General features: G+C 73.5%; 23 protein-coding genes. 17 read left to right on the top strand and 6 right to left on the bottom strand.

Features of this window, described 5'->3' with window-relative positions; genetic code table 11:
• Positions 1–72 precede the first annotated feature (72 nt).
• From Q9S36_RS41760 to Q9S36_RS41750, 3 genes are all read left to right on the top strand, one after another.
• Positions 73–1029, top strand: a complete 957-nt coding sequence (locus Q9S36_RS41760) for a PAC2 family protein (protein WP_311290656.1) — start codon at positions 73–75, stop codon at positions 1027–1029.
• On the top strand, positions 1029–1895 hold the full coding sequence (locus Q9S36_RS41755; protein WP_311290655.1) for an acyl-CoA thioesterase II: 867 nt from the start codon (positions 1029–1031) through the stop codon (positions 1893–1895). The genes Q9S36_RS41760 and Q9S36_RS41755 overlap by 1 nt, the downstream gene beginning before the upstream one ends.
• A 159-nt stretch (positions 1896–2054) precedes the next feature.
• Positions 2055–3260 carry a M23 family metallopeptidase gene (locus Q9S36_RS41750; RefSeq protein ID WP_311290654.1) on the top strand — a complete coding sequence of 402 codons (1206 nt, stop codon included), beginning with the start codon at positions 2055–2057 and terminating at the stop codon, positions 3258–3260.
• A gap of 18 nt (positions 3261–3278) precedes the next feature.
• Here Q9S36_RS41750 and Q9S36_RS41745 read toward each other — a convergent pair whose 3' ends face one another.
• A complete protein-coding gene (locus Q9S36_RS41745) occupies positions 3279–4172 on the bottom strand; it encodes a MaoC/PaaZ C-terminal domain-containing protein (protein ID WP_311290653.1) in 894 nt (297 codons plus the stop codon).
• Entirely contained in the window at positions 4172–5506 is a 1335-nt protein-coding gene (locus Q9S36_RS41740) for a 3-oxoacyl-ACP reductase (RefSeq protein ID WP_311290652.1), read from the bottom strand. The genes Q9S36_RS41745 and Q9S36_RS41740 overlap by 1 nt, the downstream gene beginning before the upstream one ends.
• Positions 5507–5631: 125 nt before the next feature.
• Here Q9S36_RS41740 and Q9S36_RS41735 point away from each other — a divergent pair, with 125 nt between their 5' ends.
• From Q9S36_RS41735 to Q9S36_RS41720, 4 genes are all read left to right on the top strand, one after another.
• Positions 5632–6927 (top strand): acetyl-CoA C-acetyltransferase, encoded by a 1296-nt coding sequence (locus tag Q9S36_RS41735; protein ID WP_396653952.1) that lies wholly within the window; start codon positions 5632–5634, stop codon positions 6925–6927.
• 150 nt (positions 6928–7077) lie between these two features.
• Complete coding sequence (gene pyrR / locus Q9S36_RS41730) at positions 7078–7659, top strand: bifunctional pyr operon transcriptional regulator/uracil phosphoribosyltransferase PyrR (RefSeq protein ID WP_396653951.1); 582 nt, start codon at positions 7078–7080, stop codon at positions 7657–7659.
• Positions 7656–8582 (top strand): aspartate carbamoyltransferase catalytic subunit, encoded by a 927-nt coding sequence (locus tag Q9S36_RS41725; protein WP_311290650.1) that lies wholly within the window; start codon positions 7656–7658, stop codon positions 8580–8582. Before pyrR ends, Q9S36_RS41725 begins: the two co-directional genes overlap by 4 nt.
• Positions 8582–9850 carry a dihydroorotase gene (locus Q9S36_RS41720; RefSeq protein WP_311290649.1) on the top strand — a complete coding sequence of 423 codons (1269 nt, stop codon included), beginning with the start codon at positions 8582–8584 and terminating at the stop codon, positions 9848–9850. Before Q9S36_RS41725 ends, Q9S36_RS41720 begins: the two co-directional genes overlap by 1 nt.
• 19 nt (positions 9851–9869) lie before the next feature.
• On the opposite strand, the gene Q9S36_RS41715 is transcribed toward Q9S36_RS41720, so the two are convergent.
• Both Q9S36_RS41715 and Q9S36_RS41710 read right to left on the bottom strand, forming a co-directional pair.
• The gene (locus tag Q9S36_RS41715) at positions 9870–10517 is read right to left on the bottom strand and encodes a DUF3060 domain-containing protein (RefSeq protein ID WP_311290648.1); all 648 of its coding nucleotides are present in this window, start codon (positions 10515–10517) and stop codon (positions 9870–9872) included.
• Between the two features lie 49 nt (positions 10518–10566).
• Positions 10567–11292 carry a VOC family protein gene (locus Q9S36_RS41710; RefSeq protein ID WP_311290647.1) on the bottom strand — a complete coding sequence of 242 codons (726 nt, stop codon included), beginning with the start codon at positions 11290–11292 and terminating at the stop codon, positions 10567–10569.
• A gap of 32 nt (positions 11293–11324) precedes the next feature.
• Here Q9S36_RS41710 and Q9S36_RS41705 point away from each other — a divergent pair, with 32 nt between their 5' ends.
• A complete protein-coding gene (locus tag Q9S36_RS41705) occupies positions 11325–11747 on the top strand; it encodes a VOC family protein (RefSeq protein ID WP_311290646.1) in 423 nt (140 codons plus the stop codon).
• A 19-nt stretch (positions 11748–11766) separates the two neighbouring features.
• A complete protein-coding gene (locus Q9S36_RS41700; RefSeq protein WP_311290645.1) occupies positions 11767–12219 on the top strand; it encodes a hypothetical protein in 453 nt (150 codons plus the stop codon).
• Between the two features lie 15 nt (positions 12220–12234).
• Here the strand turns inward: Q9S36_RS41700 and Q9S36_RS41695 are convergent, their stop codons facing one another.
• Together Q9S36_RS41695 and Q9S36_RS41690 are read right to left on the bottom strand one after the other, a co-directional pair.
• Entirely contained in the window at positions 12235–13473 is a 1239-nt protein-coding gene (locus tag Q9S36_RS41695; RefSeq protein ID WP_311290644.1) for an acetyl-CoA hydrolase/transferase C-terminal domain-containing protein, read from the bottom strand.
• Between the two features lie 40 nt (positions 13474–13513).
• Positions 13514–14221: a DUF3060 domain-containing protein gene (locus Q9S36_RS41690; RefSeq protein ID WP_311290643.1), complete on the bottom strand. Its 708-nt coding sequence runs from the start codon at positions 14219–14221 to the stop codon at positions 13514–13516.
• A 192-nt stretch (positions 14222–14413) separates the two neighbouring features.
• Between Q9S36_RS41690 and Q9S36_RS41685 the strand changes: the two genes are divergently transcribed.
• The 8 genes from Q9S36_RS41685 to Q9S36_RS41650 all read left to right on the top strand — a co-directional run bounded on the left by Q9S36_RS41685 (position 14414) and on the right by Q9S36_RS41650 (position 24712).
• The gene (locus Q9S36_RS41685) at positions 14414–16048 is read left to right on the top strand and encodes an ABC-F family ATP-binding cassette domain-containing protein (RefSeq protein WP_311290642.1); all 1635 of its coding nucleotides are present in this window, start codon (positions 14414–14416) and stop codon (positions 16046–16048) included.
• Between the two features lie 182 nt (positions 16049–16230).
• Positions 16231–17373, top strand: a complete 1143-nt coding sequence (gene carA, locus Q9S36_RS41680; RefSeq protein WP_311290641.1) for a glutamine-hydrolyzing carbamoyl-phosphate synthase small subunit — start codon at positions 16231–16233, stop codon at positions 17371–17373.
• 1 nt (position 17374) lies between these two features.
• Positions 17375–20722, top strand: a complete 3348-nt coding sequence (gene carB / locus Q9S36_RS41675) for a carbamoyl-phosphate synthase large subunit (RefSeq protein WP_311290640.1) — start codon at positions 17375–17377, stop codon at positions 20720–20722.
• A gap of 1 nt (position 20723) precedes the next feature.
• Positions 20724–21767, top strand: a complete 1044-nt coding sequence (locus Q9S36_RS41670; protein WP_311290639.1) for a quinone-dependent dihydroorotate dehydrogenase — start codon at positions 20724–20726, stop codon at positions 21765–21767.
• Entirely contained in the window at positions 21764–22627 is an 864-nt protein-coding gene (locus Q9S36_RS41665) for a dihydroorotate dehydrogenase electron transfer subunit (RefSeq protein ID WP_311290638.1), read from the top strand. Before Q9S36_RS41670 ends, Q9S36_RS41665 begins: the two co-directional genes overlap by 4 nt.
• The gene (locus Q9S36_RS41660; RefSeq protein ID WP_311290637.1) at positions 22624–23457 is read left to right on the top strand and encodes a tRNA-dihydrouridine synthase; all 834 of its coding nucleotides are present in this window, start codon (positions 22624–22626) and stop codon (positions 23455–23457) included. The genes Q9S36_RS41665 and Q9S36_RS41660 overlap by 4 nt, the downstream gene beginning before the upstream one ends.
• A complete protein-coding gene (gene pyrF, locus Q9S36_RS41655; protein WP_311290636.1) occupies positions 23454–24278 on the top strand; it encodes an orotidine-5'-phosphate decarboxylase in 825 nt (274 codons plus the stop codon). The genes Q9S36_RS41660 and pyrF overlap by 4 nt, the downstream gene beginning before the upstream one ends.
• Positions 24275–24712 carry a hypothetical protein gene (locus Q9S36_RS41650; protein WP_311290635.1) on the top strand — a complete coding sequence of 146 codons (438 nt, stop codon included), beginning with the start codon at positions 24275–24277 and terminating at the stop codon, positions 24710–24712. Before pyrF ends, Q9S36_RS41650 begins: the two co-directional genes overlap by 4 nt.
• Positions 24713–24803: the final 91 nt, after the last annotated feature.

Genomic DNA, 24803 nt, shown 5'->3' with positions numbered 1-24803 from the left:
CTGAGTAACAAGACCTGCCCAGAAGTGCGGGTGTGTGTCGGGTCACGGGTGCCCACTCACTAGGGTTGCCCCATGGCCGAACGACTCGTGCACATCGTGGACGACGCGGAGGTGCTCGCCGACGCGGGCGACCTGACGCTCGTCTGCGTGCTGACCGGCTTCCTCGACGCCGGCAAGGCGGCCGAGCTCGCCGCCACCCACCTCTCCGAGCTGGCCGGCGGCAAGGTCGTGGCCACCTTCGACGTCGACGCGCTGCACGACTACCGCGCCCGCCGCCCGCCTGTGACGTTCCACCGCGACCACTACGCCGACTACGAGGCGCCGCGCCTGGCGGTCCGCGCCCTGCGCGACACCGGCGGTACGCCGTTCCTGCTGCTCGCGGGGCCCGAGCCCGACATCCGGTGGGAGGCCTTCGCCCGCGCGGTCCGCGAGGTCGTCGAGCACTTCGGCGTGGCCCGCGTGGTCAGCCTGGGCGCGGTCCCGATGGCCGTCCCGCACACGCGCCCGATCGCCATCACCCCGCACGCCAACCGGCCCGACCTCGTGCCCGGCGAGAGCCCGTGGCAGGGCGAGCTGCGGGTGCCGGCCAGCGCGCAGGCGCTGCTCGAGATCCGGCTGGGGGAGTGGGGGCACGACGCGCTCGGCTTCGTCGCCCACATCCCCCACTACCTCGCGCAGATGGAGTACCCCCAGGCCGCGCTCGTGCTGCTCGAGCACCTCGAGATCGGCGGCCACCTGACCATCGACCTCACCGACGTCCGCGAGGCGGCCGAGATCACCGAGACCGAGGTCGACCGCTACCTCGCCTCCCACGACGAGGTCGGCGACGTCGTGCGCGGCCTCGAGCAGCAGTACGACTCCTTCCGCGAGGCCGAGGCTTCGGGCACGTCCCTGCTCGCCGGCGACGAGCCGCTGCCGACCGGCGAGGAGATCGGCAGCGCCTTCGAGGCGTTCCTGGCCGGGCTCGACGACCCGTCCAAGGACCCCGGCAAGGACAACGGGGACGAGACCGGCTGGGAGGACCGCTGATGGCGGGCAGCGCTGCCGAGCTCGCGACCCTGCTCGAGCTCGAGGAGCTGGAGGTCGACCTCTTCCGTGGCACCCAGGCGCGCACCGAGCGCCAGCGCGTCTTCGGCGGCCAGGTCGCGGCCCAGGCCGTCGTGGCGGCCACGCGCAGTGTCGAGGGCGACTTCGTCCTCCACTCGCTGCACTCCTACTTCCTGAGGCCGGGCGACCCGGCCGTTCCGATCGTGTACGACGTCGAGCGCATCCGCGACGGCCGCTCGTTCTCCACCCGGCGGGTCTCCGCGCGCCAGCACGGCCGGCCCATCTACTACATGACCGCCAACTTCCAGATCCCCGAGCCGGGCCTCGAGCACCAGGACCGGATGCCCGACGTGGTGCCGCCCGAGCAGGGCATGCCGCTCGTCGAGCTCGCGCGCGAGCGCGGTCCGGAGGCCGCCGAGCTCTGGGAGCGGGAGTGGTCGGCGCTCGACATCCGGCACGTCGGCATCACCGGCACCGGGATCCCGGACGACCCCGACCACCCCGCCCGGGCCCGGCTGTGGATCAAGGTGGACGGCGAGGTCTCCTCCGACCCCACGCTCCAGGCCGCGGCGTTCACCTACGCCAGCGACCTGACGCTCCTGGGCGCGGCCCTGGTGCCCCACGGCATCCACATCGCCTCGCCGCGACTGATGCCGGCTTCGCTCGACCACACGATCTGGTTCCACAAGCCGTTCCGGGCCGACGAGTGGTGGCTCTACGACCAGTTCTCCCCGTTCGCCGGGGGAGCGCGGGGCCTGGCGCTGGCACGCGTCTTCACGCAGTCGGGCGAGCTGGTGGCGACGGTCGCGCAGGAGGGCCTGATCAGGCTTCGCGACGACCGCTCGTAGCACTACATCGCTGTAGTTCTCGGCATTCGGCGTACGCGGCGTGTCGCGTCGCCGTAACCTGCGAGTGCTCGTGTGGCGTCTGTGACTGCCGTGACGGTTCGTGCGGTCGGTCCGGTGACGCCTCCACCCCTGACTGCACCGTGACGAGGACGCTCACCCATGCGCCTGACCCCGCGTACGACGACCGTCGTGGCTGCCGCGGCGACCTTGGCGCTGCTCGCGCCGGCGGCACCGGCGGCGGCGCGTCGCGGTGCGCCGGTGACGGCGTACCAGATGCCGTTCCCGTGCGGGGAGACGTGGAGCGGAGCGACCCGCGCGGGGCACAGCCCGAGCCCGCACGCGATCGACTGGAACCGCAACCCCGACCTCGGGGCGCCCGTCGTGGCCGCCGCCGCGGGGGTGGTGACGACGGCGTACGCGACCCCGAAGGGCGGCTACGGCCGTTGGGTCGTCCTCGACCACGGCAACGGCGAGTCGTCGCTCTACGCGCACCTGGCGAGCGTGGTGGTGGGCGTCGGCCAGCGGGTCGACCAGGGCGCGATGGTCGGGACGCTCGGCGACAGCGGCAACGCGTCCGGGTCGCACCTGCACTTCGAGGAGAAGGTCGGCCGCAGCGTCGTGCCGGCCTGGTTCGCCGGCACCGCGTTCCGCAGCGGGGCCCTCACCTCCGCCAACTGCGTCGACGTGCCGCTGGCGGGCGACCTCGCCGGCAGCCGCGTCTCGGAGGTCGCGGTGTTCCGCCGCGCGAAGCGGTCGTCGTTCCTCTTCCGCTCGGGGGTCACGGTCACGTTCGGGAAGGCCTTCGACGAGCCGCTGCTCGGGGACTGGGACGGCGACGGGCAGCTCGACGTGGGCGTCCGGACGCCGCGGAACAGCAAGTTCCGCCTCAAGACGCCCCGGGGCATCATCCGGACGAAGTGGGGCCTGACGTCCGACATCCCGGTGAGCGGCGACTGGGACGGCAACGGCACCACCGAGATCGGCGTACGCCGCCCCTCGGAGGGCACCTTCTACCAGCGGATGCCCGACGGGTCCGCGAGCCCGGTGTGGCTGGGCGACGCCGACGACCTGCCCGTCACGGGCGACTGGGACGGCAACGGCACCACCGACCTCGGCGTCTTCGACCAGGCCACCGCGACCTTCACCCTCCGCGTGGTGGGCCCGACCGGGCTGTCGGCCCTGGAGGTCGTGCAGTTCGGCGCGGCCGGCGACCTGCCGGTCACCGGTGACTGGAACGGCGACGGCGTCACCGACCTGGGCGTCTGGTCGCCCGCGACCGCGACGTTCACCCAGGGTGTCGGCCGCGCTGCGACGTCGGTGCGGCGGGTCGTGCGCACCCTCCGCTTCGGAAACCCGCGCCGCTGACGCGCCACCCGCGGCGCGTCAGGCGGGCGACGTCCGGCCGAGCAGGTGGGGCGAGCCGTCCTTCGGGCTCGTCATCGCGAAGCTCCAGCGGTCGTCGTCCTGGCGGGCGGCGAAGGCCACCGTGGCCGGGAGCAGCACCGGCTTCTTGAACGCGACCTCGACCGTCACCGCGTCGGGCAGGCGGTTCTCGATGGCGGCGACGGAGCGCGCCAGGGTCCACATCCCGTGCGCGATCTGGCGGGGGAAGCCGAGCGCGCGGGCGGTGAGCGGGTAGAGGTGGATCGGGTTGGCGTCCCCGGACACCGCGGCGTACCTCCGGCCGAGGTCGGCGGGCAGCCGCCACTCGATGCCACCGCTCGGCGCGCCGGCGATCGTCATCCCGGGGGCGGGCTCGCCCTCGACGGAGCGGCCGCGGCGCAGGTAGGTCGACGTCGACTCCCAGGCGACCTCGCCGCCCGCCGTCACGGTCGTGACGAAGTCGAGCAGGACGCCCCGGGCGTGGGGACGCGGCGCCCCGACCGCCGCGGTGACGTCGAGCGTCTCGCCGACACCGACCGGGCGGTGCGCGGTGATCGCGTTCTCGACGTGCACCATGCCGATCGCCGGGTAGGGGAACGCCGGATCGCTCATGATCGCCATGTGCAGGGGGAAGGCGAGCAGGTGCGGGTACGTCACCGGCGTGACGTCCTTGCGCGGGAACCCGCACACGGCGGCGTACGCGTCGACCCGCTCGCGTGCCACGACGACGTCCGTGCGGGAGCAGGCGAGCCCGTCGAAGTCGGAGGCCGGGCGCTTGCGGATGCCGGGCAACCGGTTGACCCCGGGGAGGGCCGGCAGCGCCGCCCGGACGAGGGTGGTGAGGCCGCCCGGCTCCGCGGTGAGGGTCCTGGGAGCGGGCGTCGGGCCGCCCATCAGGCGCCCAGCATCATCTGGCCGCACACGCGCACCACGTTGCCGTTGACGGCGCCGGAGCCGGCGCTCGCGAACCACGCGATCGTCTCGGCCACGTCGACGGGCAGGCCGCCCTGCGCCATCGCGTTGAGGCGCTGGCCGACCTCACGGGTCGCGAAGGGCACGGCGGCGGTCATCTGCGTGATGATGAAGCCGGGGGCGACGGCGTTGACGGTGATCCCGTCGGGGAGCTCGTCGCGCAGGCTCTCCACGAGCCCGATCACGCCGGCCTTCGAGGTGGCGTAGTTGGTCTGCCCGACGTTGCCGGCGATGCCGGCGATCGAGGCGACGCCGATGATGCGGCCGCCTGCGTGGACCACGCCTGCGTCGAGGAGCTCGCGGGTGATCAGCTCGGGCGCGGTGAGGTTGACGGCGACCACGCTGCTCCAGCGGTCCTCGGCCATGTTGGCGAGCTTCTTGTCGCGGGTGATGCCGGCGTTGTGGACCACGACGTCGACCCCGCCGTGGTGCTCGCGCAGGTGGTGCGCGATGCGCTGCGGTGCGTCCTTGGCGGTGATGTCGAGCACGAGGTGGTCGCCGTCGAGCTCGGCCATGAGCGTCTGCAGCTCGCTGGCAGCCTGGGGCACGTCCACCCCGACGACGGTGGCGCCGTCACGGTGCAGCACCCGGGCGATCTCCTCGCCGATGCCGCGGCTCGCGCCCGTGACGAGCGCGACCTTGCCGGCGAGCGGGCGGGTCCAGTCGGCCACCCGGTCGGTCGACGTCGCGCCGTGGACGCCGATCCGCACCACCTGGCCCGAGACGTAGGCCGACTTGGGGGAGAGCAGGAAGGCGAGCGTGGAGTCCACGGCGCCGTCTGCGGCGGGCGCGACGTAGACGAGCTGGACGGTCCCGCCCCGGCCGATCTCCTTGCCGAGCGAGCGGGTGAACCCCTCCAGCGCGCGCTGGGCGACGCGCTCGGAGCCGGACGCCAGCTCCGGCGGCGTACCGAGGACGACGACGCGCGGGCAGGTCTCGAGCCGCCGCATCAGCCGGGTGAAGAACTCCTGCAGGGCGACAAGCCCGGTGGTGTCGGTGATGCCGGTGGCGTCGAACACGAGGCCCTTGGCCCGCGCGCCGTCCTCCAGCGCGTCCGTGGAGGCGACGCCGAGCCCGTTGAGGGTCGTCGGGAGCACCTCGGCGAGGCGCCCGGACCCGCCGAGCACGACCACGCCGTCCACGAGCGGCGCCCCCTCCGACCAGCGCTCGAGCGCGGTGGGGTTCGGCAGGCCGAGGTTCTTGACGAACAGCTGGCCGATGGGGGTGGACGCGAAGCCCTGGTAGCGGTCGCTCATGGGACGGGGCCTTTCGGTGTGCGGCGGACGGGCACATGTAACTCCCTGTGCAACTCGGAGTCCACTTTTCGTGACGTGCCCCTCACCCCGTTGGCGTCGGGGTGCTCACCGGCAAGGATATGGACATGCAGAACTCCACTCGCCCGGTCGCCGTGGTCGGCGGCAACCGCATCCCCTTCGCCCGGTCCAACACGGTCTACGCCGGTGTCTCCAACCAGGAGATGCTCACCGCCGCCATCGACGGCCTGGTCACCCGCTTCGACCTGCAGGGCGAGCGCCTCGGCGAGGTCGTGGCTGGTGCCGTGCTCAAGCACTCGCGCGACTTCAACCTCACGCGCGAGTCGGTGCTGGGCTCGCGGCTCGCCCCCGAGACCCCCGCCACCGACATCCAGCAGGCGTGCGGCACCGGCCTCCAGGCGGCGATCCAGGTGGCGAACAAGATCGCCCTGGGGGTCATCGACGCGGGTGTCGCCGGCGGCACCGACACCACGTCCGACGCGCCTGTCGCGATCAGCGACAAGCTCCGCAAGAAGCTGATGAAGGTCAACTCCGCCAAGGACACGGCCAGCCGGCTCAAGGCGCTCGGCGCCATCCGCCCGGGAGACATCGGCCTCGACATCCCGCAGAACGGCGAGCCGCGCACGCGGCTGTCGATGGGGGAGCACGCGGCCCTCACCGCGCTGGAGTGGCGGATCACCCGCGAGGCGCAGGACGAGCTCGCCGCGCGCTCGCACCACAACCTGGCCCGCTCCTACGACGAGGGCTTCCACGACGACCTGATCACGGCGTTCCGCGGTGTCGAGCGCGACAACAACCTGCGTCCCGACTCCACCGTCGAGAAGCTCGCCACCCTCAAGCCGGTCTTCGGCAAGGGCTCGGCCGCCACGATGACCGCCGGCAACAGCACGCCGCTCTCGGACGGCGCCTCGGCCGTGCTGCTCGCGAGCGACGAGTGGGCCGAGGAGCGAGGGCTGCCCGTCCTGGCGCACCTCGTCGACGCCGAGACGGCCGCGGTCGACTACGTCAACGGGCACGAGGGCCTGCTGATGGCACCGGCGTACGCCGTGCCGCGGATGCTGGAGCGCAACGGGCTCACCCTGCAGGACTTCGACTACTACGAGATCCACGAGGCCTTCGCCTCCCAGGTCCTCTCCACCCTCGCCGCGTGGGAGGACCCGGTGTTCTGCAAGGAGCGCCTGGGCCTCGACGGGCCGCTCGGGGCCATCGACCGGGACCGGCTGAACGTCAACGGCTCGTCGCTCGCGGCCGCCCATCCGTTCGCCGCGACCGGCGGGCGGATCCTCCCCGTCGCCGCCAAGCTGCTCGCCCAGAAGGCTGAGTCGACCGGCACGGGGGGCCGCGCGCTGATCTCGATCTGCGCCGCCGGCGGCCAGGGCGTCGTCGCGATCCTCGAGCGCTGAGCGGGCGCTTCCTCGCGCTACACCGCGAGGAAGTGCCCGGTCAGCCTGCGCCAGCGCGAGGAAGTGCCCGGTCGGTCCGGTAGGGTCGGGGCCGATCGACATCCTTTAACGAGCCGTCCCGTGAGGCGGAGAAGGAGGTCCGGCGCGCAGATGCCTGCCCCCGAAGAAGCCCTGCCCGGGTCCACGCCCAGTTCCGTGAGCGACCGGGCGGACCGCACCGTCCTCGACGCCCGTGACATCTCCCGGGCCCTCACCCGCATCTCCCACGAGCTGCTCGAGCGCAACAAGGGCGCGACCGACCTGGTGCTGCTCGGCCTCCACACGCGCGGCGTACCGCTGGCGCGGCGGATCGCAGAGAAGATCGCCGCGGTCGAGGGCGCGCCCGTCGCGGTCGGCGAGCTCGACGTGACGATGTACCGCGACGACCTGCGCTCGCAGCCGACGCGTCGCGCGCACAAGACCGCGCTGCCGCCGACCGGCATCGACAAGAAGGTCGTCGTGCTGGTGGACGACGTGCTCTTCTCCGGGCGGACGATCCGGGCCGCCCTCGACGCGCTGGCCGACCTGGGCCGTCCGTCGGCCGTCCGCCTCGCCGTGCTGGTCGACCGGGGCCACCGCGAGCTGCCGATCCGCGCCGACCACGTCGGCAAGAACCTGCCGAGCGCCCTGGCCGAGCGCGTGAGCGTCCGGCTCAGCGAGGTCGACGGCGTGGACGAGGTGACCATCTCGTGAAGCACCTGCTCTCCATCGACGACCTCTCCACCGACGAGGTCCAGCAGCTCTTCGAGACCGCGGCCGACATGCACGACGTGCAGCGCCGCGACGTCAAGAAGCTGCCGGCCCTGCGCGGCCGCACGGTCGTGAACATGTTCTTCGAGGACTCCACCCGCACCCGGTCGTCCTTCGAGATCGCCGGCAAGTGGCTCTCGGCCGACGTCATCAACATCAGCGCCAAGGGCTCCAGCACGTCGAAGGGCGAGAGCCTGCGCGACACCGTGCTGACGGTCTGCGCGATGGGTGTCGACGGCCTGGTGATCCGGCACCCCGCCAGCGGCGCGGCCCTGCAGGTCAGCGAGTGGGTCGACGCGGCGGTGGTCAACGCCGGCGACGGCACCCATGAGCACCCCACGCAGGCGCTCCTCGACGCCTACACCCTGCAGCGCCACCTGGGCTCCCTCGAGGGACGCCACGTCGCCATCATCGGCGACCTCACCCACAGCCGGGTCTTCCGCTCCAACGTCCAGTGCCTGACCAAGCTCGGCGCCCGGGTGACCGTCGTCGCCCCGCCGACGCTGATGCCCAGCGGCATCGGCAGCTGGTCGGCGGCGGCCGGCTTCGAGACGTCGTACGACGTCGACGCGGTGCTGCCTGAGGCCGACGCGGTGATGATGCTGCGGGTCCAGCGCGAGCGGATGTCGGGCGCGTTCTTCCCGAGCGCGCGGGAGTACACCGTCGGCTACGGCCTCACCCGCGACCGGCTCGCGCTGCTCAAGCCCGACGTGCCCATCTGTCACCCCGGCCCGATGAACCGAGGCCTCGAGATCGCCGCCGACGCCGCCGACGCGGCGCAGTCGGTCGTGCTGGAGCAGGTCTCCAGCGGGCTGGCGATCCGGATGGCCGTGCTCTACCACCTGCTGGCAGGAGAGGAAGCCTGATGGCCCTCGTGATCAAGGGAGCCTCGCTGCTCGGCGAGCGCACCGCGGACCTGTACGTCGACGACGCCGGGAGGCTCGTCGACACCGCACCGTCCGGCGCGGAGACCATCGACGCCGGTGGCCTGGTCGCGCTGCCGGGCCTCGTCGACCTCCACACGCACCTGCGCGAGCCCGGGCGTGAGGACGCGGAGACGATCCTGACCGGGTCGCGGGCCGCGGCGCTCGGCGGCTACACCGCCGTCCTCGCGATGGCCAACACCACCCCGGTCACCGACACGGCCGAGGCCGCCACCCGCGTGTGGGAGCTCGGCCGCGAGGCCGGGCTCGTCCACGTCCAGCCGGTCGGCGCCGTGACGCGCGGCCTCGGCGGCGAGGAGCTGGCCGAGCTGGGGCTCATGCACCGCTCGCGGGCCGGGGTCACCGTGTTCTCCGACGACGGGAGGTGCGTCCACGACGCCCGCGTCATGCGCCGGGCCCTGGAGTACGTCAAGGCCTTCGGCGGCGTGGTCTCGCAGCACGCCCAGGACCCGACGCTCGCCGGCTCGTCGGCGTGCTGCCACGAGGGCGAGCTGTCCGGACGGCTCGGCCTCCCGGGGTGGCCCGGCATCGCCGAGGAGGTGATCGTGGCCCGTGACGTGATGCTGGCCCGCCACACCGGGTCGCGCGTGCACGTCGCCCACGTCTCGACCGCGGGATCGGTCGAGGTCGTGCGGTGGGCCAAGGCCCAGGGCATCGACGTCACCGCCGAGGTGACGCCCCACCACCTGCTGCTGACCACCGACCTGCTCACCGGCTACGACCCCACGTTCAAGGTGAACCCGCCCCTGCGTCCGCAGGAGGACGTCGACGCCGTCCGCGCGGGACTGGCCGACGGCACGATCGACGCGGTGGCCACCGACCACGCGCCACACGCGCGCCACGACAAGGAGCACGCCTTCGTCGACGCGGCCTTCGGGATGGTCGGCCTCGAGACCGCGCTCGCGGTCGTGCGGACGGTCATGGACGACTTCACGTGGGCCGACATCGCCCGGGTGATGTCGGTGAACCCGGCTCGCATCTCGGGGCTGCAGGGCCAGGGACAGGCGCTCGAGCCGGGCTCGCCGGCGAACCTCGTGCTGGTCGACCCGGGCGCCTCGGTGACCGTCGACCGGTCCACCTCGGCCTCGCTCTCGCGCAACAACCCGTGGCACGGGCGCACCCTCACCTCGCGGGTGGTCCACACGGTGCACGCCGGCCGGGTCACGGTCCGCGACGGCGCCCTGGCCTGACCGGGACCGGCGGCGCGGCTCAGCGCCGGCGCCGGCGCAGGTCGAGCACGTTGTCCTGCCCGCGGTCGCGCACCGTCGTACGACCCCGGGCGACGGTGACGGCGTTGCGGTCGCCGGTGACGACGAGCCGGTCGGCGCGGGTCAGGTCGAGGGTGTTGCCCGACCCGGTCACGCGGGTGCGGTAGGCCTTGCGCGCGGTCACGCTGTCGGAGGCCCGGAGCCGGAGCACGTTCACGGTGTCGGCGGAGAGCGCCGACCCCGCACTGGCCAGCTCGGCCCGCTCGACGAGGCCGGCGACGCTCACGACCGAGCCGCCGCCCGAGACCGCGAGGTCCTGCACGCTCGGGGTGGTGACGGCGTTGCCGGATCCGGTGATTGACACGGCGCCCAACGGCTTGGCGGTCACGACGTTGCCGGCGCCCTCGACGGTGAGCCGGGTGGCGGCGGGCATGGTGACGGTCGCGTCGTCGGCCGTCACGCGCACCGCACCGCACGTGCCCTGCAGGTCGTACGACATGCCGTCCCAGGGGAGCAGCGTCTCGTTCCCGAGCTCGCACTGCACGGGGACCGTGATGCCGGCGGCGCTCGCGGGGACGGCGCCCGTCGCGTTCGCGCCGAGGGCGAGGACGAGGAGGCTGCTGGACAGGACGCGGCGGCTCGAGGTCACATACCGACAGTACGCAACTGGGCAGGTCGCCGCCGTGGGCCCGGTCACATCACCCGGCGGAGCCGGTCCGGGGGTCGCGGTCGGTGAGGCAGTAGACCTGCCCGCCCGGCGCCGCCAGGACCGTCCAGAACTCGTTCACCGCCCGCACGTCGGCACCCAGCCGCACATGGGCAGCGGTGTCGGCCTCCCGGTCGGCCGTGGCCAGGTCCGGGTGGGCGCGCACCGGTCCCTCGTCCTCGTCGAGCAGCTGGAGCAGCATCCGGGGCAGGCCGTCCTGCACGAGGCGCACGAACTCCGGCAGGGAGCCGACCTGCGGCTCCCGCCCGGTCAGCGCCGCCCAGAACGCGACCTCGGCGTCCCAGTGCGGGCGGGGGACGTCGACGCACACCTGGTCGAGGACAGTGGCGCCGGAGCGCTCGAGGAGCGGCGTCCCCTCGAGGCGGGTATGGCAGAGGAGGAGGCCGCCGGGCGAGCGCATCACCTCGACGTCGTGGTAGGTCCATGCCGGCGTGGCACCGAGCTCGCGGGCCCGCTCGGCGACGGCCGCGCGATCGGCGGAGTCGAGGTCGAGGTGCATGCCGGGCGGCCCGTCCACCGCCTGCATCTTGAGGTACGCCGACCCCCCGGGCGGGAGCAGCGTGAGGAACTGGCCGTCCTCGCCGCGGCGCTGCGACGGCGCCCAGCCGGTGACGGCCGACCAGAAGGCGACCGCCTCCTCGAAGGCCGCGGCGGGGGTGTCGAGGAAGAGCTGGATCCAGGCAGGGCGGGGGAGCACGGTCCGATCCTGACACCTCGTAGGGTCGGGGGATGAGCGACTTCCCGCCCGTGGTCCCGCAGCTGCTCCACACGGTCCTCGACGCGGTCGACGTCCGCGCGGAGGCCGAGTTCTGGCGCGACCTGCTCGGTCTGGCCTACCGCGACGGCGACGAGGTGCCGGCCGACGGCGCGGACGACGCCGACTGGCTGGTGCTGACCCACCCCGACGGACGACGCTGCCTGGCCGTCCAGGAGGTCGACGCCCTCCCGCCGAGCCGGTGGCCCGAGCCCGGCCACCCGTCGGTGTCGCACCTCGACACCACCGTTCCGTCGCGGAGCGCGCTCGACGCCGTGCACGAGCGCGTGCTCGAGCTGGGCGGCGAGCTCCGCTTCGACCGCACCGACGACCCCGAGGAGCCGCTGCGCGCGTACGCCAGCCCGGCCGGCCACGTCTTCTGCGTCTTCGTGGCCTGACCGGGGCGATGATGGTCCGGTGACGACCCCGCTGCCGTACGACGTACCTCCCGGCCCCGCGTCCGGCAGCGCCGGCTTCCGGTTGATGCCGACCGACGACCTCGCCACCGGCGCGTCGTCCCTGGAGGCAGCCGCCTCGGCTCGCGGCCGCGCGGTCCGGCTGGACTACACGTGGGTGCACCCGGAGGACGGCGAGCAGGCCGGCACGCTGCTGCTGGGCGTGGCCGGCGACGACGGGTTGGTCAGGGCGGGGTGGGTGGACAGCTGGCACCAGCCGGACCATGCGCACCTCACCGGCAGCGGCGACGGCGCCTCGGCCACCGTCGGCTACGAGTACGCGCCCGGCTGGCGCTGGGACGTCGAGGTGCGGGTCGCGGGCACCTCGGTCGAGATGGTGATGCGCAACCACGTGCCCGAGCAGGACGACACCCCCGCGGTGACGTACGACGTCATGCGGGCGTCCTGGGGCTGACGGTCCCGACGGGCCTCACGCCAGGCCGAGAGCCCGCGCCTCCTCCCGGAGGTCGTCGCGCACGCTGGGGTGCGCCGCGTGCTCGATCAGGTTGCGCGCCTGCTCGCGCTCGTCGCGGCCCCACATCCAGGCGATGCCCTGCTCGGTGACCACGGCCCCGTGCTGGAAGGACGTGACCGGCTCGTCGACCAGCGGCACGATGGTGGACACGTCCGCGCGGGGGTGCCAGCTGCGCAGCGCCATGAAGGCGCGGCCCCCCGGCGAGTGGCTGGCCCCCACGGTGAAGTCCGTCTGGCCGCCGAAGCCGCTGTAGATCCGGGCGCCGATGCGCGAGGCGTTGGCCTGGTCGAACAGGTCGACCTGCAGCGAGGTGTTGATCGAGGTCATCGCCGGCTGGCGGGCGATCTCGGCGGGGGAGTTGGTGGTCTCGGTCCGCAGCATCTGCACCCGCGGGTTGTCGTCGACCCAGTCGTAGAGCTCCTCGCTGCCGAACACGAACGACGTCCGCAGCGGCGTGGCGGGGTCGAGGGCGCCGGCCTTCTCGAGGGTGAGGACGCCGTCGCTGAACATCTCGGTCCAGATCCGGAGGCCGCGCCGGTCGAGGACGCCGGCGATGGTCGCGTCGGGCACCTCGCCGATCCCCGCCTGGAGCGTCGCCCCGTCACCGATCTCGGCCGCGACCAGCGCCCCGATCAGCCGGGCGTCCTCGCCCGGCGCCCGTGCGGTGTGCGTGGTGGGCGCGACCTCCACGTCGACGCCGAGGTCGAAGGCGTCCACCGGGATGACAGCGTCGCCGGAGGTCCAGGGCATCCGCGGGTTGAGCTGGGCCACCACGAGCGCCCCCCGCTCGCGCGCCGCCTCGATGGCCGCGGGCAGCACGTTGACCTCGAGCCCGAGCGACACCAGCCCCTCGCGCGGTGCCGTGGTGTGCACGACCACCACGTCGGGCGCCAGCGGCCCGTGGAAGAGCCGCGGCACCATCGACAGCCGGCACGGGACGTAGGACAGGCGCGGATGTCCCCGGAAGCCGGGACCGACGAACGTCGTCTCGGGGACGACGCCGTCGTGCAGCGGGAGGGAGGTCTGGGCGTTGAGGGCGTGCAGCCGGACGGCCGGCAGCTCGGCGAGCACCGGCTCGAGCAGCGTGACCGGCGACGCGAAGTTGCCGCTGGTCGCCAGCCGGGGCACCCGGCCCAGCGACTCGCAGTGGGCTCGGACGGCCTCGACGGCCCGGGCGATGTCGACCACTCGCATGCGGACAGCCTGCCAGCCCGCCCTCCCGCGGGGGGACGGATCAGGCGCGCTTCTTCACCCGCACCACGTTGTTGGCGCCACGGACCGTGACCTTGGTGCTGCCCTTGGTCACCACGGCGCGGTTGTTGCTGCCGACGATGCGGAGGACCGGCAGTCGACCGAGCCGCACCGAGTTGTTGGCCCCCTTGACGGTGACCTTGGGCGCTCGGGAGGCGGTGAGGGTCGCGTTGCTGCCCTGGATCGTGACCGCCCCGACGGTCCCGGCCCGGACGACCTGGTTGCCGTCCTCCACCCGGAGCCGGGTGATGCTCGCGGCCCGCACGGTGTTGTTCCCGTCGACCACCGACGTCCGCCCGATGGTTCCGGCGAAGGTGGCCTCGTTGTTGCCGCCGCTGACGGCGACGTCGCCGGCCTCGGGGGCGGAGAGCGTGTTGTTGGCACCGCCGAGGCCGACGGCCCCGACCGGGCCGGAGGCGGTGATCTCGAGGTTCGCACCGGTGATCGTGAGAGAGGTGGTGGTGGGCAGCACGACCGTGATGTTGGACGCGTCCACGCGGACGTCGGTGCACACGCCGGTCAGGGTCACGTCGTCGAGCGTCGAGCCGATCGTGACCGGACCGCCGGCGCAGTCCTGCACGACGGTGCCGGCGTGGGACGGCGCGGCGACGGCCACCAGGGCAGTAGCGGCGCCGAGGGCGGTGGTGGCAGCAAGGGCGGCACGGGACAGGACTGACGTCGTGGTCTTCATGGCCGCGATGCTCCCCGGGCACGGCCGCGGTGAAACGGGGGCGTCGGCAAAATCGGTTGGCGAGGTCCGGCGCGCGGCCTAGGGTGGACCCACCATGTGGATCCAGGACTGACCCGACTCGCGTCCGCGGCGGCGCCCTCGTGCGCCCCCATGCCCGGCGAGTCCTCTCCTGATCGCGCGAAGGACGTCCGCATGCCTGCACCCTCCTCGACCACCTCCTCCCTCCTCGCCCCGCTCGTCGTCTCCGGGCTGTCCGTCGGATATCCCGACCGGTCGGTCCTCACCGGTGTCGACCTGCTGGCCCAGCCCGGCCGGCGCATCGGCCTGGTCGGTGAGAACGGCGCCGGCAAGTCCACCCTCCTCCGGGCGGTCGCGGGCCGGCTGCCGTCCCGTGCCCGCACGTCCGGCAGCATCACCGCGCCCGGCGACCTCGTCCTGCTCGGCCAGGAGCCACCGTTCCGCGACCGGGCCACGGTCGCGGACGTCCTCGCGATGACCCTCGCACCGCTGCGCGACGCCGTCGCGGAGGTGGAGCGCTCGGCGGCGGAGGTCGGCACACCAGAGGGCGATGCGGCCTACGAGCGCGCCCTCGAGCTCGCCCTGGCGCACGACGCCTGGGACGCCGACCGCCGGGCGTCGCTCGCGGCGGCCCGGCTCGGGCTGGACGACCTCGACCCGGCGCGCCCGGTCGGCACGCTGTCGGGCGGCCAGCGGACCCGGCTCGCGCTCGCCACGATCATGACGACCCGGCCGACGTGCCTGCTCCTCGACGAGCCGACCAACCACCTCGACGACGACGCGATCGAGGTGCTGACCGGCTTCCTCGCGGACCTGCCGGGCGTCGTGGTCCTCGCCAGCCACGACCGCGTGCTGCTCGACGACGTGTGCACCGACCTCGTCGACCTCGACGCGGGCGAGCTCGGCACCGACGGCAACGGTGGCCGGCGGTTCGGCGGCGGGTGGACGGCGTACGAGGTGGCGCGCGCGGACGCGCGCAGGCGCTGGGAGCAGACCTACGCCGAGCAGCAGGAGGAGATCGCCCGCCTGCGTGACGCCACGCGGATCGGCACCGGCGCGATCGCGCACAACCGTCCCCCGACCGACAACGACAAGTTCATCTACTTCGGCAAGGGGCAGAAGGTCGCCAAGGCGCTGTCACGCCGCAAGGCCGACGCCCAGCGTCGCCTGGAGGTGGCCGAGCGCGAGCAGGTGCGCAAGCCGCCGGCGCCCCTGCGGTTCCGCGGCGCCCTCACCGCGCGCGCCGCCGGCCGCCTCGTGCAGGTCCGCGACCTCGAGGTGGCCGGCCGGCTCCGGGTGGCACGGCTGGACCTCGCGGCGGGGGAGCACCTGCTGCTCACCGGCCCCAACGGCTCGGGCAAGTCCACGCTGCTGGGCGTGCTGTCGGGACGGGTGACCCCGTCGAGCGGCACGGCCGTGGTGGCCGCCCGGACCGTCCGCGAGCTCACCCAGGACCCGCAGCCCACCGACCCGTCGCGCTCCGCGCTGGCGACGTACGACGCCGCGGTGCGCGCCCTGCCCGACGCACCGCCGCTGCGGGAGCTCGGGCTGCTCCACCCGCGCGACCACCGGACCCCCGTCGGGAGCCTGTCCGTCGGGCAGCGCCGCCGGCTCGGCCTCGCGGTCGCCATCGCCGCCGCACCCGACCTGCTGCTCCTCGACGAGCCGACCAACCACGTCTCGCTGGCGCTGGCCGGCGAGCTGGAGGAGGCGCTGGCCACCGCCCCGGGCGGGGTGCTGCTGGCCTCGCACGACAGGTGGCTGCGTCGGCGCTGGGAGGGCCCGGAGCTGGGACTGACGTCGTGGTGACGCCCGCTGGGCGCGCGAAATGGCCGCTGGGACCCCGGAATGGGGCCACTCGAGCGGACATGTGGCCGCTCGAGTCGCGTCGTGGACACGATGCCGGGCAGTGCGGTCCGCGCTGGTAGGGTCGGCGACGGCTCGAACATCCTTTAACGATCCGTCCCGTGAGGCGGAGAAGGAGGTGCGGCATGGCTCTGCCTGCCCCTGCGCTCTTGGTCCTGGAGGACGGGCGCACCTTTCGCGGTGAGTCCTTCGGCGCCGTCGGTGAGACCTTCGGCGAAGCGGTCTTCTCGACCGGCATGTCCGGCTACCAGGAGACGCTCACCGACCCCAGCTACCACCGCCAGGTCGTCGTCATGACGGCCCCGCACGTCGGCAACACCGGGATGAACGACGAGGACATGGAGTCCTCGCGCATCTGGGTCGCCGGCTACGTCGTCCGCGACCCCGCGCGGGTGCCCAGCAACTGGCGCAGCACCCGCAGCCTCGCCGACGACCTCCGCGAGCAGGGCGTCGTGGGGATCAGCGGGGTCGACACCCGCGCGCTGACCCGCCACCTGCGCGAGCGGGGCGCGATGCGCGTCGGGATCTCCACCACCGAGACCGACCCCCAGCGCCTGCTGGAGAAGGTCCGCGGCTCGGCGGAGATGACCGGGTCCAACCTCAGCGAGGCCGTCACCACGGCCGACGCCTACGTCGTGCCGGCCGTGGGGGACAAGCGCTTCACCGTCGCGGCGGTCGACCTCGGCATCAAGGCCAACACCCCGCGCATGATGAGCGAGCGCGGCATCGAGGTGCACGTGCTGCCCGCGACCGCGACGCTCGACGACGTGCAGGCCACCGGGGCGGACGGACTCTTCTTCTCCAACGGCCCCGGTGACCCGGCTGCCACGACCGCCCAGGTCGCCCTGCTGCAGGACGCGCTGCGCGCCGGCATCCCCTACTTCGGGATCTGCTTCGGCAACCAGCTCTTCGGCCGCGCGCTCGGCTTCGGCACCTTCAAGCTGAAGTACGGCCACCGCGGCGTCAACCAGCCGGTCATGGACCGCACCACCGGCAAGGTGGAGGTCACCGCGCACAACCACGGCTTCGCCGTCGATGCGCCCCTCGAGGGCTCGACCACCACCGAGTTCGGCGAGGCCACGGTCAGCCACGTGTGCCTCAACGACGACGTGGTCGAGGGCCTCGAGCTGCGTGACCCGGAGGAGCGAGGGGGACGGCTGCTGTCGTTCTCCGTGCAGTACCACCCGGAGGCCGCTGCCGGCCCCCACGACGCGGCGTACCTCTTCGACCGGTTCTGCGATCTCATGACCGAGAGGAAGGAGGCCTGAGATGCCCAAGCGCACCGACATCCAGAGCGTCCTGGTCATCGGCTCGGGGCCGATCATCATCGGCCAGGCCTGCGAGTTCGACTACTCCGGCACCCAGGCGTGCCGCGTCCTGCGTCAGGAAGGCCTGCGGGTCATCCTGGTGAACTCCAACCCGGCGACGATCATGACCGACCCGGAGTTCGCCGACGCGACCTACGTCGAGCCGATCACCCCGGAATACGTCGAGAAGGTCATCGCCAAGGAGCGCCCCGACGCGCTGCTCGCCACCCTCGGCGGCCAGACCGCGCTCAACTGCGCGATGGCCCTCGACAAGGCCGGCACGCTGGAGAAGTACGGCGTCGAGCTGATCGGCGCCTCGATCGAGGCGATCGAGCGCGGCGAGAACCGCCAGCAGTTCAAGAAGATCGTCGAGCAGCTCGGCGGCGAGTCGGCGCGCAGCTTCATCTGCCACTCGGTCGACGACCTGCTCGCCGGCGCCGAGGAGCTCGGCTACCCAATGGTCGTCCGCCCGTCGTTCACGATGGGCGGCACCGGCTCCGGCATGGCGTACGACGAGGCGGACCTGCGCCGCATCGGCGGTGCCGGCCTCGCCGCCAGCCCCACCACCGAGGTGCTCCTCGAGGAGTCGATCCTCGGCTGGAAGGAGTACGAGCTCGAGGTCATGCGCGACCGCGCCGACAACACGGTGATCGTGTGCTCGATCGAGAACCTCGACCCGATGGGCGTGCACACCGGCGACTCGATCACCGTCGCCCCCGCGATGACGCTGACCGACCGCGAGTACCAGAAGATGCGCGACCTCGCGATCGGCATCATCCGCGCGGTCGGCGTCGACACCGGCGGGTGCAACATCCAGTACGCCGTCAACCCGGCCGACGGCCGCCTCATCGTCATCGAGATGAACCCGCGCGTCTCGCGGTCCTCCGCGCTGGCCTCCAAGGCCACCGGCTTCCCGATCGCGAAGATCGCCGCCAAGGTCGCCATCGGCTACACCCTCGACGAGATCCGCAACGACATCACCGAGGAGACCCCGGCCTCCTTCGAGCCGGCGCTCGACTACGTCGTGGTCAAGGTGCCGCGGTTCGCCTTCGAGAAGTTCCCCGAGGCCGACCCGACGCTGACGACGCACATGAAGTCGGTCGGCGAGGCGATGGCCATCGGCCGCAACTTCACCGAGGCGCTCCAGAAGGCGCTGCGGTCGCTGGAGAGCAAGCACGCGCCGTTCGACTGGCACAAGCACTTCGACGACGACCTGGCCTCCGCCGAGTCGAAGGCCGCCCTCCTCGAGGAGATCAAGGTCCCGCACGACGGGCGCCTGAAGAAGGTCATGGACGCGATCCGGGCCGGCGCCACGCCGCAGGAGATCTTCGACGCCACGAAGATCGACCCCTGGTTCGTCGACCAGCTCGCCCTGATCAACGAGGTCGCCGTGGAGCTCATCGACGCCACCGAGCTCACGCCCGACCTGCTGCGCCTGGCCAAGCGGCACGGCTTCTCCGACGAGCAGATCGGGCGGATCCGCGGCCTCAGTGCCGACGTGATCCGCGGCGTGCGCCACGCCCTGGGCATCCGGCCGGTCTTCAAGACCGTCGACACCTGCGCGGCCGAGTTCGCGGCGCGCACGCCCTACCACTACTCGTCCTACGACGAGGAGACCGAGGTGCAGCCCCGGGCGGAGGGCAAGGAGGCCGTGATCATCCTCGGCTCCGGCCCCAACCGCATCGGCCAGGGCATCGAGTTCGACTACTCCTGCGTGCACGCCTCGCTCGCGCTGGCCGAGGCCGGCTACGAGACGATCATGGTCAACTGCAACCCCGAGACCGTCAGTACCGACTACGACACCTCCGACCGGCTCTACTTCGAGCCGCTCACCCTCGAGGACGTCCTGGAGATCGTGCACGCCGAGCAGCAGGCCGGCCCGGTGGCCGGCGTCGTGTGCCAGCTCGGCGGGCAGACGCCGCTCGGCCTGGCCCAGGGGCTCGCCGACGCGGGCGTGCCGATCGTCGGCACCACCCCGGAGGCGATCCACCTCGCCGAGGAGCGGGGCGCCTTCGGCCGGGTCCTCGCCGACGCGGGCCTGCCGGCGCCCAAGCACGGCACCGCGACGTCGTACCCGCAGGCGCAGCGCATCGCCCACGAGATCGGCTACCCGGTCCTGGTGCGCCCGTCCTACGTCCTCGGCGGCCGGGGCATGGAGATCGTCTACGACGACGCCGCCCTCGAGCGCTACCTCGAGCGCTACGTCGCCAACGGCCTCATCAACGAGCGCCAGCCCGTGCTCGTCGACCGCTTCCTGGACGACGCGGTCGAGATCGACGTCGACGCCCTGTTCGACGGCGAGGACCTCTTCCTCGGTGGCGTGATGGAGCACATCGAGGAGGCCGGCATCCACTCCGGCGACTCGTCGTGCGCCCTGCCGCCGATCACGCTCGGCCGGGAGGAGATCGACCGCATCCGCCGCTCGACCGAGGCGATCGCGCGCGGGCTGGGTGTCCGGGGCCTGCTCAACATCCAGTACGCCCTCGCCTCCGACGTGCTCTACGTCCTCGAGGCCAACCCGCGCGCGTCGCGGACGGTGCCGTTCGTCTCCAAGGCGACCGCGACCCCGCTCGCGAAGGCGGCGGCGCGGGTGATGCTCGGGGAGTCGATCGCCGACCTCCGCACCGCCGGGGTGCTGCCGGCCGAGGGCGACGGCGGCCACCTGGCCGACGGCTCGCCCATCGCGGTGAAGGAGGCGGTCATGCCCTTCGACCGCTTCAAGACCGCCGACGGCCGCACGGTCGACGCCCTGCTCGGCCCGGAGATGCGCTCGACGGGCGAGGTGATGGGCTTCGACGCCTTCTTCGGCACGGCCTTCGCCAAGGCCCAGTCCGCGGCCTACGGCTCGCTGCCGCTGTCCGGTCGGGTGTTCGTGTCGGTCGCCAACCGCGACAAGCGGCACATGATCTTCCCGGTCAAGCAGATCGCCGACATGGGGTTCGAGATCCTGGCGACGGCCGGCACCGCCGAGGTGCTGCGCCGCAACGGCGTCGTCGCCACCGTGGTGCGCAAGCAGTCCGAGGGCGAGGGCCCAGACGGCGAGAAGACGATCGTCGGGAAGATCCTCGACCGCGAGGTCGACCTGGTGATCAACACGCCCCACGGCGCCACCAGCGGCGGCTCCCCGCGCGCGGACGGCTACGAGATCCGCACCGCGGCGGTGCTGACCGACATCCCGTGCATCACCACGATCCAGGGCCTGGGCGCGGCGGTGCAGGGGTTGGAGGCGATGCGGCGCGGCGACATCGGCGTGCGGTCCCTGCAGGACTGGGCCGCGCACCTCCGGACCGCCCCCTCCAACGGTGGTTGAGGTGCGGGCCTCGAGACCACGCCCCTACGACGTCCTGTTCGAGCGGGCGCTCACCCGGGTCGAGCCGGAGCGGATCCACCACGCCGCTTTCCGGGCGATCCGCGCCGCCGCCCCGGTGACGAGTCGGGCCGTCCGCGTGCCGACCGCGCCGGTGCACGCCCTGGGTCTCACGTTCCCGCACCCGCTCGGCCTGGCGGCCGGGTTCGACAAGAACGCCGTCGGGATCGACGGGCTCGCGGCACTCGGCTTCGGCCACGTCGAGGTCGGCACCGTCACCGGTGAGGCCCAGCCGGGCAACCCCCGGCCCCGCCTGTTCCGCCTCACCGACGACCGGGCGATCGTCAACCGGATGGGCTTCAACAACGACGGTGCCGAGGTGGTCGCCCGGCGGCTCGCCACCTGGCGAGCCGGAGGTGGCTCGACGCTGCTCGGGGTCAACATCGGCAAGACCAAGGTCGTGCCCGAGGAGGAGGCCGCCCGCGACTACGAGAAGTCCGCGGGCCTGCTGGCCCCCTACGCCGACTACCTCGTGGTCAACGTCTCCTCGCCCAACACCCCCGGCCTGCGCGACCTGCAGGCGGTCGAGAAGCTCGGGCCGATCCTCGCCGCCGTGCGGCGGCGCGCCGACGAGGTGCGTCCCGACCACCGGGTGCCCCTGCTGGTGAAGATCGCGCCCGACCTCAGCGACGACGACGTGCTCGCGGTGGCCGACCTCGCGCTGGCCACCGGGCTCGACGGCATCATCGCCACCAACACCACGATCAGCCGCGACGGGCTGGCCAGCCCCGCCGCGACGGTGGAGGGGATCGGTGCGGGAGGGCTGAGCGGTCGCCCGCTCACCCGGCGGTCGGAGGACGTCGTACGGCTCCTGCGCGGCCGCGTCGGCCCGGACCTGGCGCTCGTCGGCGTGGGCGGCATCACCACGGTGGACGACGCCCGCCGCCGCCTCGCCGCAGGCGCCGACCTGCTCCAGGGCTACACCGCGTTCGTCTACGAGGGTCCGCTGTGGCCGCGCCGCATCGTGCGGGGGCTCGCGCAGGCATGACCCAGGTCCCGGTCCCCGGCGGCGCCCGCCACCCCGCGCATGGTCCCGTGCACGGTCCCGTGCACGGTCCGGTCCACGTGGTGGGCGAGGTCGTGGCCACCAAGCGGATCGGCGGCTACCGCCACCTGACCCTGACCGCACCCGGGGTGCCCGAGGCGTTCCGGCCCGGCAACTTCGTCGCGGTCACCGTCGCCGGGCACGTCGCCCGGCGGGCCCTCTGGGTGCACCGGGTGCGCGCGTCCAGCGCCTTCGGGCCCACCCTCGACGTCGTCATCGAGGCGCGCGGCGAGGGGACCACCTGGCTGGCGGCGCAGCCGGTGGGCGCCACGGTGGCCATCACCGGACCGCTGGGCCGGGCCTTCGCCCTGCCCAAGGAGCCCGTCTCCTGCCTGCTCGTGGGGGAGGGGTACGCCGCGGCGCCGCTCTTCCCGCTCGCCGGGCGGCTGCGCGAGCGCGGCTGCGCGGTCTCCCTGGTCGTCTCCGCCCCCGACGAGGCACGGCTGCTGTCCGCCCTCGAGGCGCGGCGCTCCGCGCGGTCGGTCACCGTCCTCACCGCCGACGGGTCGGTCGGCCAGCGCGGCACCGTGGCCGACCACGTCGACGACCTCGTGCGGCGCACCGACGCCGACGTCGTCTACGCCGCCGGACCGGCCGACGTCCTGCAGGCCGCCGCCGTCGCGGCCGAGCGGGCCGGCGCCTGGAGCCAGGTGGCCGTCGAGACCGGCACGCCGTGCGGCACGGGGCTGTGCCACGGCTGTCCGCTCCCGGTCGTCGGCGAGGACGGCGTGCACCGCGTCGTGCGGGCCTGCACCGAGGGTCCGGTCGTCCGCGGCGACCGCGTCCGCTGGGACTCCCTGTGAGTGCCCCGGTCCCCGGCCCGGTGATGGTGGCCTCGGGGTGTGGCGGCACCGGCCGCGAGCTCGTGCCGTACGCCGGTCCCGCCGGGCTCGCCGGGCTCGACTTCGTCACCCGGTCGATCACCCTCGACCCGCGACCCGGCGGTCCCGGTCCCCGCCTGGTCGAGGTCCCCGGCGGCCTGGTCAACGCCGTGGGCCTGCCCAACCCCGGGCTGGAGCACTTCCTCGCCACCGAGCTGCCGTGGCTGGTGCGCGCGGGCGCGCGGGTGCTCGTGTCGATCGCCGGCAGCACCATGGGGGAGTACGCCGACCTCGCCCGCCGGCTCAGCCGCGCACCCGGGGTGGCCGGGCTGGAGGTCAACGTGGGTGCCCCCGACGAGGCCGGCGCCGGCCTGTTCGAGGTGCGCGAGCCCTACCACGCCGCCAGCGTCATCGCCGCGGTGCGACGCGAGTTCCCGGCCGACCGGGCGGTCCTGGCCAAGCTGCGCCCCGACGTCTCGCGCATCGTGGAGGGCGCGCGGTCCTGCCACGAGGCCGGCGCCACGGCCGTGGTGGTCGGCAACGCCGTCCCCGCGGCCTTCCCCGACGGCCGGTCGGGCGGGCTGAGCGGCCCTGCCGTGGCCCCGGTCGCGATGCGCTGCGTCGCCGAGGTCGCCCGTGCGCTCCCCGACGTGCCCACGGTCGGGTGCGGGGGAGTGCACGACGTCGCCAGCGCTCGGGCGTACCTCTCCACCGGTGCCGCCGCCGTCCAGGTCGGCACCGCCCTGCTGCACGACCCGACGACCCTCGCCCGGCTCCGGGCCACGTTCACCGACTCCGAGGAGACCCGATGACCCCCTTCGGCACCCGGCTCGCCCGGGCGATCGACGCGCGCGGACGCTTCTGCGTCGGCATCGACCCGCACGCCGCCCTGCTCCACGACTGGGGTCTTGGCGACGACGTGGCCTCCCTGGAGCGCTTCGCGCTGACGGTGGTCGAGGCGGTCGCGCCCGTGGTGAGCGTGGTGAAGCCGCAGAGCGCGTTCTACGAGCGTTTCGGCAGCCGCGGCATCGCGGTGCTGGAGCGGGTGGTCGCGGAGTCCCGGCAGGCCGGCGCGCTCGTCCTGCTCGACGTCAAGCGCGGCGACATCGGGTCCACCAGCCAGGCCTACGCCGACGCCTACCTCGACCCGTCCTCCCCTCTGGCCTCCGACGCGATCACGGCCAGCCCCTACCTCGGCTTCGGCTCCCTCGACCCGATGGTCGAGGCCTGCCACCAGCACGGCGGCGGCCTCTTCGTGCTCGCCCTCACCTCCAACAAGGAGGGTCCCGAGGTGCAGCACGCCCGCACGGGCGACTCGACCGTCGCCGGCACCGTCCTCGGGCACCTCCGTGCGCTCAACGCCGGCGCCGAGCCGGTCGGCTCGTTCGGGGCTGTCGTGGGCGCCACCATCGGCGAGACCGGCGAGGACCTCGACGTCAACGGCCCGTTCCTGGTGCCCGGCTACGGCGCGCAGGGAGGTACGACGGCCGACCTGAGGCGGATCTTCGGCGCCGCCGCCCGGTGGGCGCTGCCCAGCTCCTCGCGCGAGGTGCTCCGGGCCGGCCCGGACGTCATCGCGCTCCGCGACGCCGCGCTGCGCGGCAACGAGGCCGTGCAGGAGTTGGGCGGGTGAGCCGGTCCCTCCTCCTCGCGCTGCTGCTCCCCGTCGCACTGGCCGCCTGCTCGAGCGACCCGGCCGAGGCTTACTGCGAGGCGGTGGAGGAGCACCAGGAGGCGCTCACCGACGTCGCCGCCGCGGAGGACGCCGGCGCGCTGTTCGAGGTCCTCGACACCTACGACGACCTGCACGCCCGGGCGCCCCGCGACATCGCCGACGACTGGGCGGCGGTGATCGAGCCGCTGCGCGACCTCGAGGACGCACTCGAGCACGCCGGCGTCGACCCGTCGACGTACTCCGCCGAGGAGCCACCGGCCGAGCTGTCCGCCGACGACCGGGCGGCCATCGAGGCCGCGGCCCGCAAGGTCGGGTCGGAGCGCACCGTCACCGCCATGGGGGCGGTCGAGCAGCACGCCCTGGACGTGTGCGGCACCCCGCTCTCACGCTGACGCTCCACCATGGGATGTCGCCCAGCAGGCACTTCCCACGGTGAGCTCACCGTGTGAAGTGCCTGTCCGCCGACATACCGTGGTGAACCGT

The sequence above is a fragment of the Microbacterium sp. ARD31 genome (assembly GCF_031844425.1).
The sequence above is the reverse complement of the archived record's forward strand: the minus strand, read 5'-3'. Positions and strand labels throughout refer to the sequence as shown.

Coding starts and splice junctions, on each gene's coding strand:
- pyrF (WP_311290636.1), top strand. CDS start 23,454: ATGACCCCCTTCGGCACCCGGCTCGCCCGGGCGATCGACGCGCGCGGA.
- Q9S36_RS41695 (WP_311290644.1), bottom strand. CDS start 13,473: ATGCGAGTGGTCGACATCGCCCGGGCCGTCGAGGCCGTCCGAGCCCAC.
- Q9S36_RS41705 (WP_311290646.1), top strand. CDS start 11,325: ATGAGCGACTTCCCGCCCGTGGTCCCGCAGCTGCTCCACACGGTCCTC.
- Q9S36_RS41685 (WP_311290642.1), top strand. CDS start 14,414: ATGCCTGCACCCTCCTCGACCACCTCCTCCCTCCTCGCCCCGCTCGTC.
- carA (WP_311290641.1), top strand. CDS start 16,231: ATGGCTCTGCCTGCCCCTGCGCTCTTGGTCCTGGAGGACGGGCGCACC.
- Q9S36_RS41735 (WP_396653952.1), top strand. CDS start 5,632: ATGCAGAACTCCACTCGCCCGGTCGCCGTGGTCGGCGGCAACCGCATC.
- Q9S36_RS41690 (WP_311290643.1), bottom strand. CDS start 14,221: ATGAAGACCACGACGTCAGTCCTGTCCCGTGCCGCCCTTGCTGCCACC.
- Q9S36_RS41745 (WP_311290653.1), bottom strand. CDS start 4,172: ATGGGCGGCCCGACGCCCGCTCCCAGGACCCTCACCGCGGAGCCGGGC.
- Q9S36_RS41750 (WP_311290654.1), top strand. CDS start 2,055: ATGCGCCTGACCCCGCGTACGACGACCGTCGTGGCTGCCGCGGCGACC.
- Q9S36_RS41740 (WP_311290652.1), bottom strand. CDS start 5,506: ATGAGCGACCGCTACCAGGGCTTCGCGTCCACCCCCATCGGCCAGCTG.
- carB (WP_311290640.1), top strand. CDS start 17,375: ATGCCCAAGCGCACCGACATCCAGAGCGTCCTGGTCATCGGCTCGGGG.
- Q9S36_RS41720 (WP_311290649.1), top strand. CDS start 8,582: ATGGCCCTCGTGATCAAGGGAGCCTCGCTGCTCGGCGAGCGCACCGCG.
- Q9S36_RS41760 (WP_311290656.1), top strand. CDS start 73: ATGGCCGAACGACTCGTGCACATCGTGGACGACGCGGAGGTGCTCGCC.
- Q9S36_RS41755 (WP_311290655.1), top strand. CDS start 1,029: ATGGCGGGCAGCGCTGCCGAGCTCGCGACCCTGCTCGAGCTCGAGGAG.
- Q9S36_RS41665 (WP_311290638.1), top strand. CDS start 21,764: ATGACCCAGGTCCCGGTCCCCGGCGGCGCCCGCCACCCCGCGCATGGT.
- pyrR (WP_396653951.1), top strand. CDS start 7,078: ATGCCTGCCCCCGAAGAAGCCCTGCCCGGGTCCACGCCCAGTTCCGTG.